This is a genomic window from Bacillus sp. iso_77, assembly GCF_056173625.1.
In genome coordinates, this window is record NZ_CM149683.1 from 560,246 (window position 1) to 576,717 (window position 16,472).

The 16,472-nt window shown below is 40.1% G+C and carries 16 protein-coding genes, 7 tRNA genes and 1 pseudogene; 18 read left to right on the forward strand and 6 right to left on the reverse strand.

The window, feature by feature from the left end; translation table 11 throughout:
- Positions 1–43: 43 nt before the first annotated feature.
- From AC0VYC_RS02695 to cspC, 11 genes and pseudogenes are all read left to right on the forward strand, one after another.
- Entirely contained in the window at positions 44–1,891 is a 1,848-nt protein-coding gene (locus tag AC0VYC_RS02695) for a sigma-54-dependent Fis family transcriptional regulator (RefSeq protein ID WP_475389368.1), read from the forward strand.
- A 209-nt stretch (positions 1,892–2,100) separates the two neighbouring features.
- Positions 2,101–2,175, forward strand: a tRNA-Asn gene (locus tag AC0VYC_RS02700).
- 4 nt (positions 2,176–2,179) lie between these two features.
- A tRNA-Ser gene (locus tag AC0VYC_RS02705) sits at positions 2,180–2,270 on the forward strand.
- Between the two features lie 9 nt (positions 2,271–2,279).
- Positions 2,280–2,351, forward strand: a tRNA-Glu gene (locus AC0VYC_RS02710).
- Between the two features lie 24 nt (positions 2,352–2,375).
- Positions 2,376–2,450: transfer RNA gene (locus AC0VYC_RS02715), tRNA-Gln, on the forward strand.
- Between the two features lie 32 nt (positions 2,451–2,482).
- Positions 2,483–2,558: transfer RNA gene (locus AC0VYC_RS02720), tRNA-Lys, on the forward strand.
- 7 nt (positions 2,559–2,565) lie between these two features.
- A tRNA-Leu gene (locus AC0VYC_RS02725) sits at positions 2,566–2,648 on the forward strand.
- 48 nt (positions 2,649–2,696) lie between these two features.
- Positions 2,697–2,780: transfer RNA gene (locus AC0VYC_RS02730), tRNA-Leu, on the forward strand.
- A gap of 156 nt (positions 2,781–2,936) precedes the next feature.
- Positions 2,937–3,209 (forward strand): annotated as a pseudogene (locus AC0VYC_RS02735) (alpha/beta fold hydrolase); the annotation flags it as partial.
- A gap of 396 nt (positions 3,210–3,605) precedes the next feature.
- Entirely contained in the window at positions 3,606–3,983 is a 378-nt protein-coding gene (locus tag AC0VYC_RS02740) for a hypothetical protein (RefSeq protein WP_024719193.1), read from the forward strand.
- A gap of 360 nt (positions 3,984–4,343) precedes the next feature.
- On the forward strand, positions 4,344–4,547 hold the full coding sequence (cspC, locus tag AC0VYC_RS02745) for a cold shock protein CspC (RefSeq protein ID WP_008346765.1): 204 nt from the start codon (positions 4,344–4,346) through the stop codon (positions 4,545–4,547).
- A 290-nt stretch (positions 4,548–4,837) separates the two neighbouring features.
- Here cspC and AC0VYC_RS02750 read toward each other — a convergent pair whose 3' ends face one another.
- Positions 4,838–5,299, reverse strand: a complete 462-nt coding sequence (locus AC0VYC_RS02750) for a CarD family transcriptional regulator (protein WP_096881048.1) — start codon at positions 5,297–5,299, stop codon at positions 4,838–4,840.
- A 250-nt stretch (positions 5,300–5,549) separates the two neighbouring features.
- Entirely contained in the window at positions 5,550–6,599 is a 1,050-nt protein-coding gene (locus AC0VYC_RS02755; RefSeq protein ID WP_050826995.1) for an NAD(P)-dependent alcohol dehydrogenase, read from the reverse strand.
- A 223-nt stretch (positions 6,600–6,822) separates the two neighbouring features.
- On the opposite strand from AC0VYC_RS02755, the gene AC0VYC_RS02760 reads away from it, so the two are divergent.
- Positions 6,823–7,224: a MerR family transcriptional regulator gene (locus AC0VYC_RS02760; protein WP_039169850.1), complete on the forward strand. Its 402-nt coding sequence runs from the start codon at positions 6,823–6,825 to the stop codon at positions 7,222–7,224.
- Positions 7,225–7,265: 41 nt separating this feature from the next.
- Here the strand turns inward: AC0VYC_RS02760 and bglS are convergent, their stop codons facing one another.
- Complete coding sequence (bglS, locus tag AC0VYC_RS02765) at positions 7,266–7,997, reverse strand: beta-glucanase (protein WP_285529577.1); 732 nt, start codon at positions 7,995–7,997, stop codon at positions 7,266–7,268.
- 266 nt (positions 7,998–8,263) lie between these two features.
- On the opposite strand from bglS, the gene AC0VYC_RS02770 reads away from it, so the two are divergent.
- The 6 genes from AC0VYC_RS02770 (at position 8,264) to AC0VYC_RS02795 (ending at position 14,705) form a co-directional block, all read left to right on the forward strand.
- Positions 8,264–8,842, forward strand: coding sequence for a TetR/AcrR family transcriptional regulator (locus AC0VYC_RS02770; protein WP_039169846.1), 579 nt, complete (start codon positions 8,264–8,266; stop codon positions 8,840–8,842).
- A gap of 72 nt (positions 8,843–8,914) precedes the next feature.
- Positions 8,915–10,354 (forward strand): DHA2 family efflux MFS transporter permease subunit, encoded by a 1,440-nt coding sequence (locus tag AC0VYC_RS02775; RefSeq protein ID WP_008346741.1) that lies wholly within the window; start codon positions 8,915–8,917, stop codon positions 10,352–10,354.
- 190 nt (positions 10,355–10,544) lie between these two features.
- Positions 10,545–11,438, forward strand: a complete 894-nt coding sequence (locus AC0VYC_RS02780) for an alpha/beta hydrolase (protein ID WP_035390348.1) — start codon at positions 10,545–10,547, stop codon at positions 11,436–11,438.
- Positions 11,439–11,588: 150 nt separating this feature from the next.
- A complete protein-coding gene (locus tag AC0VYC_RS02785; RefSeq protein WP_019743360.1) occupies positions 11,589–11,966 on the forward strand; it encodes an MmcQ/YjbR family DNA-binding protein in 378 nt (125 codons plus the stop codon).
- Between the two features lie 111 nt (positions 11,967–12,077).
- On the forward strand, positions 12,078–12,839 hold the full coding sequence (locus tag AC0VYC_RS02790; protein WP_041507603.1) for an SDR family NAD(P)-dependent oxidoreductase: 762 nt from the start codon (positions 12,078–12,080) through the stop codon (positions 12,837–12,839).
- Between the two features lie 717 nt (positions 12,840–13,556).
- The gene (locus tag AC0VYC_RS02795; protein WP_007496435.1) at positions 13,557–14,705 is read left to right on the forward strand and encodes a type II asparaginase; all 1,149 of its coding nucleotides are present in this window, start codon (positions 13,557–13,559) and stop codon (positions 14,703–14,705) included.
- A gap of 35 nt (positions 14,706–14,740) precedes the next feature.
- Here the strand turns inward: AC0VYC_RS02795 and AC0VYC_RS02800 are convergent, their stop codons facing one another.
- From AC0VYC_RS02800 to AC0VYC_RS02810, 3 genes are all read right to left on the reverse strand, one after another.
- The gene (locus AC0VYC_RS02800; protein WP_144668410.1) at positions 14,741–15,634 is read right to left on the reverse strand and encodes an alpha/beta fold hydrolase; all 894 of its coding nucleotides are present in this window, start codon (positions 15,632–15,634) and stop codon (positions 14,741–14,743) included.
- 56 nt (positions 15,635–15,690) lie between these two features.
- Complete coding sequence (locus tag AC0VYC_RS02805; protein WP_019743356.1) at positions 15,691–16,143, reverse strand: MarR family winged helix-turn-helix transcriptional regulator; 453 nt, start codon at positions 16,141–16,143, stop codon at positions 15,691–15,693.
- A gap of 103 nt (positions 16,144–16,246) precedes the next feature.
- On the reverse strand, positions 16,247–16,432 hold the full coding sequence (locus AC0VYC_RS02810; RefSeq protein WP_047947332.1) for a hypothetical protein: 186 nt from the start codon (positions 16,430–16,432) through the stop codon (positions 16,247–16,249).
- Positions 16,433–16,472: the final 40 nt, after the last annotated feature.

Below are 16,472 nucleotides of genomic sequence, written 5' to 3' on the forward strand. Positions count from 1 at the left end.
GTTTATCTATAATGAATAAAAAGCCCCCAGAGGAGAGGATGGAATGAATCCGACGCCTTGTTATTTAAATACGTGGAAACGTTTTGTTCGTGAAGGTTTGCTTGATCAGTCTCGTCTGAATAAGAGAGTGGCAGAATCATGGCACAGGTGTAAACAGGCAAATGTGAATCCGTATTTAGATAAAGGACAGTCGTTGTTAGAAAAGGAACGATTCAGTGCCCAAAAAAAGAAATATTCATTATTCCTAAATGCGGCTCTTCCTTACTTAAATAAAATCAATCAGCAATTAAAAGATTCTGATATGCTGGCCTTACTCATCGATGCAGATGGTTATGTGCTAAGTCTGACAGGAAGCGAAAGAACGATGGTGGAAGCCAGAAGAATTAATTTTATGGAGGGTTCACGCTGGACTGAAACAGATGTAGGGACAAATGCGATCGGAACGGCACTCGTCATTGGAGAAGCGGTGACGGTCAACGGAACGGAGCATTTTTCTATCGCCTCTCATCATTGGAGTTGTTCAGCTGCTCCAATTCGTGATGCGGACGGTACAATCATAGGGGTGATTGACATCTCCTGTATGACGGATAACAAGCACCCTTTTATGCTTGGAATGGCTTCAACGGTTGCTTATGCCATAGAGAGAGACATTCAAGTCGAGCAAAAAAGGAGAGAGATGGAACGGATCACTCATTGTCTTCAGCAGGTGGAATCAGATGAACCGTATGTGGTCTGTAATGAAAAAAAGCAAATTGTGTCTGCCAGCAGGTCGATTAGAGATCGATTTTCAGACTGGCATGGAATGGATGTTGAGCGGCTTAAGGATCATTCATTTGTTATTCGGGGAAAGCAGATCATTCAATCAGAACAAGACGGGATGGTGCTAGGCATATCCCTTTCTCTTGAAGAAGCAGCGAAAAGCAGCATGACCGTTTCTTTTGCTCAATTTCCCGGGGAATCAGGAACAAGTAAGGTATTTCAACAGACGCTTAGTGAGATGAAGAGAGCGGCACAAACAGATGCTCATGTGTATATTTGGGGAGAAACAGGGACAGGGAAGGAACTCGCCGCTAGAGCCATTCACTCCGCCAGTGAAAGGCATAAAGGGCCGTTCATTGCTGTTAATTGCGGAGCCATTCCTGAAAGCCTGTTAGAAAGTGAGCTGTTTGGCTATGTTGAAGGTGCTTTTACAGGAGCAAAACGTCACGGAGCTAAAGGAAAATTTGAACAAGCCCATAAAGGAACACTCTTTCTAGATGAAATAGGCGAAATCCCATATGCGATGCAAGTAGCGCTTCTTAGGGTGATAGAAGAAAGGGCAGTCGTACCGCTCGGCGGGACACACGAAATCCCTTTGGATATTCGAATCATTACAGCGACTCACCGTAATATGAACGAACTGCTGAAGGAAGGAAAAATACGAGAAGACTTGTATTACCGTCTTCATGTCTATCCGATCAATATCCCGCCGCTTAGAGAAAGAAAAGAAGACATTCATGATTTATATCGTTATTACCAAAAGAAGCATCACTGGAATGCAGCGTTTCCTGAATCATTTTTTCGGAAATTACAGGCGTATCATTGGCCAGGGAATATACGAGAGCTTTTTAACCTGTTTGAACATCTAAGGGTCCTCTTTCCGAAAGGTGGATGGATTGGTGAATCGCAATATGCTTCAGTATTAGAGACGATTGATCAGAAAAAACAGAAGCTGCATCCAGCAGAGCAACCCGAGACTTCAAAAGAACTCACATTCAGGGAACGCATTCAAAAGCAAACAGTGATAGACGCACTGCATAAAACAAAAGGTCATGTGTCAGAAGCAGCGAGGTTAGCAGGAGTGCCAAGAAGTACTTTTTATAAGTGGATGCGAAAGTTTCATCTGTCTTAATCTTATGAGGAAGGCTGCATCAAGGCCCTTGGTCTACGTGGAGGTCGGGGGCTTTCTGCCAAGTTAAACAAATGGCATGGAAAAAGGCTTGACTGTTATATTAGTATATGTTAAATTATAAAAGCCGTCGCAAATGGAGCAGGAATGAAACGTTTAAAAATTCTTGACACATTTTTCTGGCATAGATATAATGAAACATGTCTTATTATTCCGCAGTAGCTCAGTGGTAGAGCTATCGGCTGTTAACCGATCGGTCGTAGGTTCGAGTCCTACCTGCGGAGCCATAATGGAGAAGTACTCAAGTGGCTGAAGAGGCGCCCCTGCTAAGGGTGTAGGTCGCGCAAGCGGCGCGAGGGTTCAAATCCCTCCTTCTCCGCCATTATCATATGGCCCGTTGGTCAAGCGGTTAAGACACCGCCCTTTCACGGCGGTAACACGGGTTCGAATCCCGTACGGGTCATGTTTTCTTTTTATGTTGATTCGTTGGGCTATAGCCAAGCGGTAAGGCAACGGACTTTGACTCCGTCATGCGTTGGTTCGAATCCAGCTAGCCCAGCCATTTTTATATATATGTTTTTCTGCATAGCAGATGAGCCATTAGCTCAGTTGGTAGAGCATCTGACTTTTAATCAGAGGGTCGAAGGTTCGAGTCCTTCATGGCTCACCATTGTCACGCGGGTGTGGCGGAATTGGCAGACGCGCTAGACTTAGGATCTAGTGTCTTTATGACGTGGGGGTTCAAGTCCCTTCACCCGCATTGTTTTTTCAAACAGTGCACTTATGAATATATGAGCACATCATACACGCGGTCGTGGCGGAATGGCAGACGCGCTAGGTTGAGGGCCTAGTGGGTGAATAACCCGTGGAGGTTCAAGTCCTCTCGGCCGCATCTAAGAAACCAAAGGTTTATAACCTTTGGTTTTTTTGTTTTATTTTCAATGTTCTTATTTTGGAGAGAAAAATTTGTATAATATTATATTTCTCGAGTAAGAGCATTATATGATCTGTGTTAAATTTTTATACTTCCCCCTAAGTTTGGTTTTGTTACAAATTCATCAATAACATTCTTCAAAATGGATATGGCTATACCTTCGACATTTCAGCTGAATTTCAATATCCCACGCTCATGATCACAGGACGTCAAGACGATGTAGTCGGATATCAAGATGCGTGGCGGCTGATCGAAGACTATCCAAGGGCCACTTTTGCAGTGCTTGATATGGCAGGTCACAACCTGCAGATTGAACAACCCGATGTGTTTCATTCATTAGTCCATAACTGGTTAAACAGACTTGAGTCGGAAAATGTGAAGAAATAGATTAGATCTTGTGCAAAATTTGTGCAAATCGGAGTCAGGGGTGAATAACCCATGGAGGTTTAAGTCCTCTCGATCACCTCTAAAAAATACCGAGGGTAGTGTACCTTTGGTATTTTTTTATGTGCTCTTTTATTAGAAAGAGATCACAAGATACATCGATTATATGCAGGGTGGAAACGTGTCCAGTCGATTTTAATATCAGTTTCTCTTTGAACAAACGACTCCACTTCAAATTAACTTAGCTGTGAAATCTTAATGACTATCCTCTAGAGAATAGTTGTTAGTTATGATGGGGTGGTTTTCTAATCACCTTTTATATTGTTAAATAAAGGTGATAATGAGATAATTTGATAAAAATAAATTAAGTCGCATAAGATCAACCAAAGGAGTTATAACATGATAAAAAGGTTTTCTCTAGTTTTACTTACTCTCATGATGTCTATAGTTGTTTTGCTAGTGGCTGCCAAAAATTCCCCTGGGGATAATGTCATTTCATTTGATCAGCCTCACATCTTAATAATATCAATTGGAATAATGTTATGTTTATTCATTCCTCCGTTAGTGATGTCCTTTTTCAGTCACTTGATTGTGAGAACTATATCTAGTGTATATCAATGTTTTATTGTTCTATCTTTTCTGGGGCTCATTCCAATAGGATTTCTTATTCCAGATTTTTTAACAATTGTTGTTTCTGTTGCAGGAACTTTAGCCAGCGTAGCTAGTCTTATAGTTACTTTAAGAATTGATAGGAATAGAGATGCTAACCTTAACTAAAATAAAAATGACATCAATTTTCTAAGAGTAAAGTAATGTTTCTTATTCTTTACTTTTAAATAAAACTGACAGATGTCTGAAAAAAAGGTTTGCGTTATGAACTTATTTATTCATTTCATGATTGAACGCCCATTTTGTAGAAAAAATATCTTAAAGTCAGAGAAGAACAAAATTGAATATGATCGTTGATTTTACTCTTTTAAATCCTAAATTGCAATAATTTCCGATTCATGTTACAATAAGAATAATTATTTTTGTTCGGCGTAAAGGATAGCATGAAGAAAGACTTTTCGTCTTGAGGATACTTTGGGCAAGGATAGTATAATACATTGTGTGATAACGCACTAGGAGGCAACAAACATGGAACAAGGTACAGTAAAATGGTTTAACGCAGAAAAAGGTTTTGGATTTATCGAACGTGAAGAAGGCGACGATGTATTCGTACATTTCTCAGCTATCCAAGGTGACGGATTCAAATCTTTAGACGAAGGTCAAAAAGTATCATTTGACGTAGAGCAAGGTTCTCGTGGAGCTCAAGCTGCTAACGTTCAAAAAATTGCTTAATCTTCATTCTATCAAAACAGGTTCTCTGTAGAGAGCCTGTTTTTTTGTGCTTTCATTTATTTCTGCAATAAAAAACCCTACTCAACGTACAAGTAGGGAGATGTTACAAGGTAATCGTAAAAAAATTCATGCTTCAAAGGTTTATCAACAGTATAGCATATTGGATTTACAATATGCGGAATTTGCTTAAATAAATTCTTTTTTTCTTTAACAAAATTGAAGGATGGATCAATTCGTAGAGAACATGTATTCAAAAATGGTGAGGGATACCGTAAAGCCCGGCAGAGTTCTTAACAGAAACTTTTAATTTGTTTTTCTGTAATCCCTTCGATAACTTCTAATTCACTTAACAAAAATTCATGAGCATCATCTAGCATTTTCTTTTCACTTGCATTTAGTGCTTTCGCTTTCTTCATCCGCATCAGATCACGTACAACTTCAGCACCGTCTTGGATGTCACCCGTTTTTATTTTGTTTGTATTAATTGTGTGGCGTTCTTTCCATGTCAGTAATTGATCTGATTCGCCATGCTGGAAAATGTGCATCACATTGTTTAATGCCAGTATATCTGTAACAGGTCTAATACGTGAACTTGACATTTTCCGTGTTGGAATCATCACTTTCATATGACTGATTGACATTTTGATCACATAATACTGCTGTTTTTCATCAGAGAATTCTTTTTCTTCTATGGCTTCAATTATACCTGCTCCGTGCATTGGATAAACAATGTTATCACCAATTTGAAACATATCATCCGCCTCCATATCATGTATCTACTTTAAGGGTACCACACTTATGGGTAAAATAATCAAATTTTTAATAATAACATGTTTATTTATTTTTTGTCAATAAATTTTGTTCTGAAAAAGAGAGATTTTTTCATGTGAATTTCGGATGGTTTTTGATCATATCCTCAAGAATCCTTGCTACAAGAAAAACAGAATATCCACCATTAAAAAAAGACCAGCCATTGAGCTGGTCTTTCCAAATAGAATCCGATCATAATGTCGAAATATCAATCACAAACCGATAACGCACATCACTATTGAGCACACGTTCATATGCTTCATCGACTTGGTTTGCGTTGATCACTTCAATTTGTGGTGCGATATTGTGAGCAGCTGCGAAATCGAGCATTTCTTGTGTTTCTTGGATGCCGCCAACGAGTGAGCCGGCGATGCTGCGACGTCCCGTAATTAATGAAAACACATGGAAGTTGTCTGGCTTTGGTGGTGCACCGACGTTTACTAATGTTCCGTCAACACGAAGTAAGGACAAATAGGCATCCACGTTGATATTGGCAGAGACGGTATTGAGAATGAGGTCGTATTGACCGGCTAGTGTCTTAAACGTATCAGGGTCACTTGTAGCAAAATAGTCTTTTGCACCAAATGACAGGGCCTCTTCTTTTTTATTCAAAGAGCGGCTTAATACAGTCACTTCTGCGCCAAGTGCGCGTGCAAATTGAATGGCGACATGACCTAGACCGCCCATTCCGACAATCGCCACTTTTTTGCCAGGCCCAGCCTTCCAGTGTTTTAACGGAGAATACGTTGTGATGCCGGCACAGAGAAGAGGGCTGGCGACATCGAGGGAGAGCTGGTCAGGAATATTGACAACAAATCGTTCTGTCACAACAATTTTCTGACTGTAGCCGCCGTAAGTTGGTTCTCCATCATAATCCAGGTTATTATAAGTTTGAACGACTCCTTTCTTGCAATATTGTTCATCTCCATTTTGGCAATATTCACATGTACCGCAAGAATCGACAAAACAACCGACGCCTACACGATCACCAATGTTGAATTTCGTGACAGCATCCCCAACAGCTGAAACAACTCCAGTAATCTCATGACCCGGAACCATTGGGAAAATACCGCCGCCCCATTCATCAAAGGCACTGTGGATATCTGAATGACAGATCCCGCTAAACTGAATATCAATTAAAATATCATGTGGACGAAGTGCTCTTCGTTCAATGGTTGTCCGTTCAAAGTTTGCTTTTGCATGGGAAACACTTAAAACGTTTGATTGGTGCGTCTGACACATTCTTGATCATCCTTTCAAAAGTAAGATTCGGTCCTTCCTCTATACTGTACGTCTTAAAGTGAACTTTAAGTCAACATAGAACCCTCTGATCGCCTCAATTCAGGCTTTAGCATCAGCCTTGAATCAAGATTTGAGCCAAAAGTATCTTGTCTTCTCGATAAAAATGGAGATGATGGGAAAAGGGAGATCGTCAAGTAAGAGAAAGAAGAGAAGGGTGAAAACAATGAAAATAGCACAAGCCGCCAAACAGCTCGATTTATCTACTGCTACGCTCAGGTATTATGAGAATATAGGTTTAATTAGACCGATCAGGCGTGATGAAAATGGTGTTCGTGATTATACAGAAGAAGATATTCAGTGGATAGAATTTATTAAATGTATGAGAAATGCGGGTCTGTCAATTGATGCTCTTAGAGAATATACGGCTTTATTTATCGAGGGAGAGGATCGTACATTGTCCTCAAGAAAGAGTATTTTGGTCAATGAGAGAGAAAGGCTCGTAGACAAACAAAAGGAAATCGAAGAAACGATTAAACGGTTAGATTACAAGATCGAAAGTTATGAAGATATTATCCACAGTTATGAACAAAAACTAGTTCATCAATTAAAAACGAGCTCTATTTAAATGAAGAAAACCTGTGACTTGTCACAGGTTTTGTGATGTGGTTATCTTTTTGTGTAACGCACCCAATTGTAATGAGCGTAAAGTGGAGTAACACCGTTGTAGGAGCCGAGCCATTCATCGACACCTGCACCATTCCATAAGTTCATCATAATCTTTCCAGGTGTTTGAGGGATTTGAGTAGTAGCCGTATGTTTTAATTGACCGTCCACATACCATTTAATCGAGTTAGGCTGCCAGTCGAACGCATATGTGTGATAAGAGTTTGCTGCATCAAAACCAAGGTTGATGATTTTTTCATGATTTCCGACACCATTGGTATAATAGTTAAACTGAACCTTTGTCGTATCTTTTCCTAGAAATTCGATGTCGATTTCATCCCAAGGCGTACCATCAGTCGGTCCCGTATAAGTAAAGAACGAAGACACGATTCCAACATTTTTGGCTGGTTTCATGCTGACTTCATAAAGCCCATAGCCATATGTTTGAGTAGAACGGTTTTCTCCGCAGTCAAACTTATTATAGGAAGGACTTGTGAGCGATAATCGCATTTCCCCTAACGACGTCATGGAGACATTGTTTGCGCGCCACGTACAGTTAAACATATTTCCGTTCGAGTACCCATCGGCTTTTTGCCATAACCCGGTATTATAGTTGTTGAACGGTTCATAAAACGACCCGCCCGTTTGTGCCGAGGCACTTGCAGCAAATGTGGACAAACTCATAAATAATCCAGTGACAAGCAGCATCAACATTCGTTTTACACGGTAAGACATGTAGGCATTCCCCTCTCTTTTTGAAAGCGTTTTCTTTTTGATCATACATGATTCTCTCAAAATGGAAAATCGGTCTAAATAATGATAAACAGTGTGTTTTTTTAATAGAATGAAAAGAAAATTGATAGGTAAAAAATAATGATTGACAAAGCGGACTGTTGTCCGTAAGATAATACCGGTACAATTGTCCTAATGAAAATGAAAGAAATTTGATTTACACATAGAGATATATGCAAGGTGGATGAAGGTAAAGAAGGTGAAGCATCATGGAAAAGGATATTGGAAAGGAAATTGAAGAGGTCGCTTTTTCTTTGTTTCAAGAGTTTGGTGTAGAGAATGTCAGTATGCATAAAATTGCTAAAACAGCTGGTGTTGGACAGGGTACTCTTTACCGCCGATATGCCAATAAAAGTGATTTATGCCTTTCGATCCTTGGAGAAAAATTTGAACAACTGATCCCTGCGTTGCATCTTTACTTAAGTAAAATCAGTGATCAACCGGTTCGTGAGCGTTTACGATATGTTCTTGAAGAAATTCATCTCATCGTCGGTCATCATTTAGATTGGATTCGCATGCTCACAATCTCTGGGAACTTAGAGCAGACAAGTAAAGTATATGATTGTCATTACAGTCAATCACTCAAACAAATCATTCGTGATTTGCTCGAGGAAGCGAAAGTAAAGGGAGAAGCGAACATACAAGACATTGAGTTGACGACATTATGTATGTCCTCTCCAATGACGCCTGAACTCATGTTTTATATTCATGAATCCGGCTACTCAATCGAAAAAATTGCACAATTCGCTGCGGAAAAACAAATTTTATCTGTTTTTCAACGACAATGAAGTGGCTCATTTCTGACTAGCCTGACTTCCTAAGATTGCTCAATATTGAAAAAGAAAAGGAGCCAACTTAATATGAACAAACAGCAAACAGCAGCTTCCGACATTCGAACGCTGCCCATTATTATTTCATTTATCACAGCTGGATTTATTGGACTGTTCAGTGAAACGGCACTCAACATGGCGCTGAGAAGTTTAACATTAGACTTTGGTATTGAAGCAACGACTGCTCAGTGGCTTACAACCGGTTATTTATTAACACTAGGGATTCTTGTTCCAATTTCTGGCCTCATTCTTCAATGGTTTACAACAAGACAGCTTTTCATAACTTCACTGGTCTTTTCGATCATCGGTACATTTATTGCGGCCGTTGCACCAGTCTTCAGTATTTTAATGGTGGCACGTGTGGTGCAGGCAGTAGGAACAGCCTTGCTCCTTCCATTGATGTTTAACACGATTTTGGTCATCATTCCGCCTCATAAAAGAGGTAGATCAATGGGGATTATCGGTCTTGTCATTATGTTTGCCCCAGCAGTTGGTCCAACGGTCTCTGGTCTTATTCTTAAATCGTTAACATGGCATTGGATTTTTTGGATTTCGCTTCCGTTATTAGTTGCTGCACTCGTATTTGGGTATATTTTTATGCAAAATATTACGGAACCCACAAGACCGAAAATCGACATTTTATCGATTGTGCTATCAACCATCGGTTTCGGTGGAATTGTGTATGGTTTTAGCAGTGCCGGTGAAGGCGGTGGCTGGAGCAGTATGCATGTGATTGTGGCGATTGTTGTAGGTGTCATTGGCATTCTTGTGTTCTCCCTAAGACAGTTAAACATGAAAGAACCGATGTTGAATTTAAGCCCATTTAAATATCCAATGTTTGTGATCGGGTTACTTCTGATCTTAGTGTGTATGATGGTGATGCTGTCTGCTATGATGATTTTGCCATTATATCTGCAAACGTCATTGGCACTTTCTACATTTACCGCAGGTTTAATGCTATTACCAGGTGGAATTATCAATGGACTGCTATCGCCAATCATGGGTGGGCTTTTTGATAAATTTGGGCCGAAGTGGCTTGTCATCCCAGGCCTTGTCATCGTTGCAGCGACCATGTTTGGCTTTACGAACTTAAGTGTGAATACGTCCATCGGTTATATCGTGACGCTTCATATTACGTTAATGATAGGAATTGCGATGATCATGATGCCTGCCCAAACAAATGGATTAAATCAGCTGCCGCCAGAGCTATATCCGCACGGTACAGCGATTATGAATACATTGCAGCAGGTGTCAGGAGCGATTGGGACTGCGGTTGGTATCTCGATCCTTTCATCAGGAGCGCGCAGCTTTATGGAAAATGTGGCTGATCCCGCAAATCCAGTCAATCAGCTGCTCGCCTTTACAAATGGCGTCCAGCATGCCTTTATCTTTGCTGTCATTATGACAGTGATTGGTTTGGTGATTGCTTTCTTTATTAAACGAGTGAAAGTAGAACAACAAGTATCATAATATATGAAAAGCACTGAGGACTTAGCGCCGCAGTGCTTTTTTTATTTACTCATAGGGGTGAATGTTTGTTTCAAAGGAGCTGAAAATGGGGAGATAGATAAAAAGCAACGACTCTCTGACGACATTGAAGGAAAAGGCGAAATTCGTAACGAATGGATAGAGATAAAAGAATAAGATAGGAGCTGAGATCATGAACTTAGACGAACAAATCAAAATGGCTGAGTCATTGCGTCAACCAGCTGAAGATTCATTAGCTGGTCAATCAGAACTTAAGCCAGTCCACCCTCCTGAAGTGAACAAAATGGAATATGATATCCCAACGGGTGCTGGTGAAACAAAGGTGTGGGTATTTAAACCTGTGAAAACATTGAAACAACCCCTACCTGTTTTCGTGAATTTGCATGGGGGCGGTTTTATACTTGGAAGTGCTGAAATGGATAATCATTGGTGTCCGGTCATAGCAGATCGTGCGGAGTGTATCGTTGTCAATGTGGAATATCAGCTGGCACCGGAACACCCTTTTCCGGCAGCTCTTCATGAATGCTACGATGTGATGAAATGGTTATATGAACATCCTGATGAACTACAAATAGACCCAAATCGATTAGCCATTGGCGGTCATAGTGCAGGTGGGAATTTGGCAACAGCGGTTTGTTTGCTTGATATCCAAAAAGGGAACAAACTTCCGATTGTCTATCAAGTGCTTGACTATCCACCGCTTGATTTGGCTACTGATCCAGCACAAAAGCCAGCGTTTGAAGAAGCAATTCCAGTTGAAATGGCGAGACTGTTTAATGCCTTCTACCTGCAAGGTCAAGATCCGCACAATCCGCTCGTTTCTCCAGTCTTTGCAGAGAGAGAAGTCTTAGCACAAATGCCCCCAGCTCTTGTTATCACAGCTGAGAAGGATTCACTAGCTGAAGAAGCTGAGCATTATGCAGGCAAGTTAAAAGAAGCAGGGGTAGATGTCACATACAAACAATTTAAAGGAGTCCCTCATGCGTTCACTCATGCCGGAGATTTAGAGATAGCTGAAGAGGCTTGGCATCTGATGAGCGATCAGCTTAAGAAGGCGTTTGAATAAGAAATATTCGGATATAAGTAAAAAGCACAGACCTTTTTGTCTGTGCTTTTTTTTGTTCTCGCTGACGTCCTGAAAAGAAGTGTAGATACAACAATCACAACTGTCGATATAATAGAAAGATAGAAGACAACTAAAAAAGGAGCTAATAGAATGAAAAAAGAGACACTACAGGCATTTTGTCTTTCTTTACAAGGAGCAACCCACGACTATCAACCTGAGTGGCAGGCAGATCGTTATCATATAGGTGGAAAGATGTTCGCCATGATGGGGGGAGACGTCGATCGCAAGCCAGTCATCACTTTAAAATGTGATCCGCAACGCGCTGAAGAATTAAGAGAAATGCATGAAGGAATTATTCCCGGCTATTACATGAATAAGACGCATTGGAATTCTATTTATCTTGATGCAGATATTCCATCTTCATTTGTCGAAGAGCTAATTGAACATTCCTATCAACTGGTTTTTCACAAATTAACAAAAAAAGCTCAGCAGGCTATCCTCCAACATGATTCAAAAGAAACCGATTAAAAGCTGAACGTTCAGTTGTTCATGTCTCTTTGAATCTCTTCAAAATTGACTAGAGTCACATGCTCTCGCTATACTTTAAAAAGCTAGAAGATACGAATAGGGGGATATACAATGGGCTATACAGTCATTACAGGGGCAAGTTCAGGTATTGGGTATGAAACGGCTTTGGCCTTTGCAGCAAGAGGGAAAAATCTGATCTTAGCTGCACGCCGGCTTGATAAACTCCAAGAACTGAAAGAAAAGATTCTAGAAACATATCCCGATATTCAAGTGAAAGTCCAGTCTGTTGATCTAACAGACAGAGAGCAAGTGTATTCTTTCTATGAGTCATTAGCTGGTGATGAGCTGGATACGTTCATTAATAATGCTGGGTTTGGCCATTTTGGTTCAATAGGAGAGCAGGATGTGAAAAAAATTGGGGACATGCTTCATCTCAATATTGAAGCGTTAACAATTTTATCCACCCTGTTTGTCCGTGATTATGAGCAAAAAGAGGGGACGCAGCTAATCAATATCTCTTCAAGAGCGGGTTATACCGTCGTCGGCAACGCTGTCACTTATTCAGCCACGAAATTTTATGTGAGCGCCTTTACAGAAGGGCTGGCCCTAGAATTGAAAGAAAAAGGAGCCAAATTACAGGCAAAAGTTTTAGCGCCTGCTGCGACAGAATCGGAATTTGCAAAGCGTTCATTAGATGTCGATCAATTCGAATATGAAGGCACTATCAAGAAATATCACACATCAAAAGAAATGGCAGCGTGCTTGCTTGAGCTTTACGACAGTTCAAAAACAGTTGGTATCGTTGATGGGAAGACATTTGATTTTGAATTGAAGGACCCCATTTTTTCACACGCTGGCACAAGCATGAAATAAAAAGTTCCAATCACTGAGGATAGATTCTCTTAGTGATCAGCAGGTCACCGAGCCGAAAGATGTCTTGGATAATGTGGAGCACTGTCAACACATACTAGAATAGATAAAAACACCTACACATTAGGTGTTTTTTTTATGCTTCTTTGATGAATGAAAGAATCGCAGGTCCAGTAAATGAGACTGCTGACAATCATGATCGGAAGGGATGTGGAGCTCTCAATTCCATCCATAACAAAAAGCATGACAATCATTGCTATCAGTAAGTAAGCCGCTAAATAAAGAGGATGAAAAGCCTTGGGCTGTAAAGAAAACAACAACTGTAAAGGTACCGCAAAGATGAAATAATAAACAAAAAAGATGGGAGTGTAAAGCATCATAAACGCAGGCTCGCCCTGAATCGGTGGATACAAACATACGAACAAGCTGAGTAAAATGGAACTGAAGAATAGTGTGAGTAGAATTTTGTAAAATGGTTGAACGTAACGCACTGTATGTACTCCTTTTTTGTAAGATTTACTATATTTTATCATAAATGGGTTGAGAACGATTTCTGAAGTCAATTTAGGTATTATGGTATAAATAAATTTTGATAATAGTGTCCTTTTTCCTTTATTTGGTTCTGTGACTTTCACCTCATGCTGATGAATGAAGGAATGGTATAAAGTAAACCCTATAGACAGATAATTATTCATCACATTTAAGAAAAGAGATGATCTTATGAACGTAACAAAATGGTTTGGTGCTGCCCTTCTTTCTGTTTCACTATTGGTGACCGCAGCTTGTGCGAACGATAGCACTCAAGAGAATAATCAAAGTAATCAAGAAAGCACTACCAGTGAAACAAAAGAAAAAAACACGGCTGTTGAGACAGGGAACAAATCTTTATCCAATATTAAGGTGCTAGCAACAGGCGGAACGATTGCCGGTAGTTCAGATAGTAATACAGATACGACTGGATATAAATCTGGTGCACTTGGAATCGATAAAGTCATTGCTTCCGTACCACAGCTGAAGGATATTGCAAATGTCACGGGTGAGCAAGTAGCGAACGTCGGCAGTGAAAATGTGGATAACGCTCTTCTTTTAAAATTAGCGAAACGAGTCAATCAGCTTTTAAATGATGATCAAGTGGATGGCATTGTGGTGACACATGGTACAGATACTTTAGAAGAAACGGCCTATTTTTTACATTTGGTTGTAAAAAGTGATAAGCCAGTGGTGGTCGTGGGTTCCATGAGGCCAGCATCTGCCATTAGTGCGGATGGCCCGCTTAACCTGTATCATGCAGTGAAAATTGCTTCGACAAAAGAAGCCAAAGGCAAAGGTGTAATGGTGACATTAAATGACCGAATTGCCTCTGCTCGTTTTATTACGAAGACAAATACCACCACAACCGATTCGTTCAAGTCTCTTGAGCAAGGGTACATTGGAGAAGTGGCGGGTGAAGTTGTCTCTTTTTATAACGAACCGACAAGAAAACATACAGCTGACAGTGAATTCGATATTTCAAAGCTAAAAGAGCTGCCGCAAGTGGATATCTTATACGGCTATCAAAATGATCAAAAGTATGTGTATGATGCTGCGGTTAAAGCAGGAGCGAAAGGCATTGTCGTTGCCGCCGCAGGGAATGGAACGATGTCAACAGAAGCGATCAATGGGGCAACAGATGCAGTGAAGAAAGACGTGGTGATCGTGAGGTCAAGCCGTGCAGGAAATGGCATTGTCACACATGAAAAAATGGATGATGAACATCATTTTGTCTCATCGGATTCATTAAATCCACAAAAAGCCCGCATTCTACTCATGCTGGCTCTGACGAAAACAAAAGATCCAGATAAAATTCAATCCTATTACGAGCAGTATTAAAAAGAAAAAGACCCGACGTATCATTGGGTCTTTTTTTATATGTGTACCTGATGTTCAGCCCGTTTTTTTAAAGAGAGTAAAATGTCTCTCCAAACATCATCTATATCAGTAAGAAAATGTCCTGCTTGCTCGATATAGTGCGTTTTGGCGTTTGGAATGTTCGGAGCCATTCTTTCTATCTCTGCAAAAGGGGCCATCTGATCCTCTTTTCCATGCCAGACATCCACAGGGATTTGTATATCTTTCATATCGAATGCCCATGACCGCGACAGTAAATCTGGCTCATAAATACATTCATCAACTGATTGACGAGTGGCTTCGTATAAATGCCGCATCATCAGCTCCAGTTGATCATCGGTTTGAAGAAATTGCCGATCCGAAGGATGTAAATGTTTGTTCCCTTTTTTCGTTAGTTTCTTGAATTTCTCTGGTTTCTTTTCAATTAGTTTTTTCTGAGCGCGATAGCTTGCCTTTAAGAGCCAAGGCATTCTTTTACTGAGGAAAAAGGCAATCTTGTTCTCTTTTAGCATACTTTTAGGCGGTTTACCATCCTGAAATGGGGTGGTACTTGAGACGAGAGCAGCCGAAAGAATGCGATCTGGCAATTGATAGGCACAACCAGCAGCGAATGCCCCGCCTCCAGAGACACCAATCACTGAAAACTGGGAGATGTCAAGATGATCGGCCACTTCCTGTACGTCTTTTGCCCAGTCTAAAATGGTGCGGTCAGGTTGCGGATCAGATAAACCAAAACCAGGTCTGTCTAAAGAAATGAGACGAATGCCAAGCTCTTTTGAGATTGGATCATCATCTAAAAACATCACTCTCGATCCAGGTGTCCCATGAAAAAAGAATACTGGGAATCCTTCAAGATCACCGTATTGAGACAAACCAATATGACGTCCATCTTGCAAATGAATCCTGTCCATATGATCATCCCCTTCATCGTTTATCTAGCTTACATATTCATGCATGAAAGGCCGGGTTAAGGCGTTTCTTTCGCAATTTGATAGATTTTTTCGTAAAGCGATAATAATGTTTTTAGATCTTCTTTTGATAGCTTGGCATAGTATTTTTGAATAAGATGCAGCTGAATTTTTTCAATATCTTTATGATAGTCATGGCCCTTTTGAGCAAAATCAACAATGATTTCTCTACGGTTATGTGGATTAATCTCTCTTTTCACATATCCAAGCTGTTCAAGCTTTGATATGAGCTGGCTAGCGGCACTAGATGAAATGGAGAAATAATCAGCTAGTTCATTGATTGTTCTCGTCTTCGACCGCAGCAATTCAAGCGTCAGTTCTTGTTTGCTTGTTAAATCTGCATACTCATTTTTTAAGAATCGTTGATACTCTTCTACATAGATAGAACCTAGTGCGTTTGAGTACTCAATGATTTTTTTGCTGTAATGAATGATATCCTCATCCAATGACATCACCTCTTTTCTCCTATATTATATGCGATCTTAATATTTAAGTGAAGTTAAATGTTAAGAAAAATTAAATAAAAGAGGGATAGATGTGATGAGAAAATGACCTCTACCTCCACTTTCTCATCAACAATGGACAAAGAATACTTCCTGTTATCCCTAAGCATTCATAAAACATAGTTGGTTTGATTTTGAACATGTAGTAGGCTAAGGTGGCAATGAATAGCTCATAAAAGAAAAACAAGTATACGTCCTTTTTGGTGATGGCATAAATGATCGTTTTGTTTGTTTTCACTGAGATTCACTCCTTAGGAAGTCGATGACTTTTTCATTGT

Bases quoted from the DNA above. Each gene is read 5' to 3' on its own strand.
- AC0VYC_RS02775 (WP_008346741.1), top strand. From the start codon at position 8,915: ATGAACAAACAGCAAACAGCAGCTTCCGACATTCGAACGCTGCCCATT.
- AC0VYC_RS02805 (WP_019743356.1), bottom strand. From the start codon at position 16,143: ATGTCATTGGATGAGGATATCATTCATTACAGCAAAAAAATCATTGAG.
- AC0VYC_RS02785 (WP_019743360.1), top strand. From the start codon at position 11,589: ATGAAAAAAGAGACACTACAGGCATTTTGTCTTTCTTTACAAGGAGCA.
- AC0VYC_RS02770 (WP_039169846.1), top strand. From the start codon at position 8,264: ATGGAAAAGGATATTGGAAAGGAAATTGAAGAGGTCGCTTTTTCTTTG.
- AC0VYC_RS02695 (WP_475389368.1), top strand. From the start codon at position 44: ATGAATCCGACGCCTTGTTATTTAAATACGTGGAAACGTTTTGTTCGT.
- AC0VYC_RS02780 (WP_035390348.1), top strand. From the start codon at position 10,545: ATGAACTTAGACGAACAAATCAAAATGGCTGAGTCATTGCGTCAACCA.
- cspC (WP_008346765.1), top strand. From the start codon at position 4,344: ATGGAACAAGGTACAGTAAAATGGTTTAACGCAGAAAAAGGTTTTGGA.
- bglS (WP_285529577.1), bottom strand. From the start codon at position 7,997: ATGTCTTACCGTGTAAAACGAATGTTGATGCTGCTTGTCACTGGATTA.
- AC0VYC_RS02760 (WP_039169850.1), top strand. From the start codon at position 6,823: ATGAAAATAGCACAAGCCGCCAAACAGCTCGATTTATCTACTGCTACG.
- AC0VYC_RS02740 (WP_024719193.1), top strand. From the start codon at position 3,606: ATGATAAAAAGGTTTTCTCTAGTTTTACTTACTCTCATGATGTCTATA.
- AC0VYC_RS02795 (WP_007496435.1), top strand. From the start codon at position 13,557: ATGAACGTAACAAAATGGTTTGGTGCTGCCCTTCTTTCTGTTTCACTA.
- AC0VYC_RS02750 (WP_096881048.1), bottom strand. From the start codon at position 5,299: ATGTTTCAAATTGGTGATAACATTGTTTATCCAATGCACGGAGCAGGT.
- AC0VYC_RS02755 (WP_050826995.1), bottom strand. From the start codon at position 6,599: ATGTGTCAGACGCACCAATCAAACGTTTTAAGTGTTTCCCATGCAAAA.
- AC0VYC_RS02800 (WP_144668410.1), bottom strand. From the start codon at position 15,634: ATGGACAGGATTCATTTGCAAGATGGACGTCATATTGGTTTGTCTCAA.
- AC0VYC_RS02790 (WP_041507603.1), top strand. From the start codon at position 12,078: ATGGGCTATACAGTCATTACAGGGGCAAGTTCAGGTATTGGGTATGAA.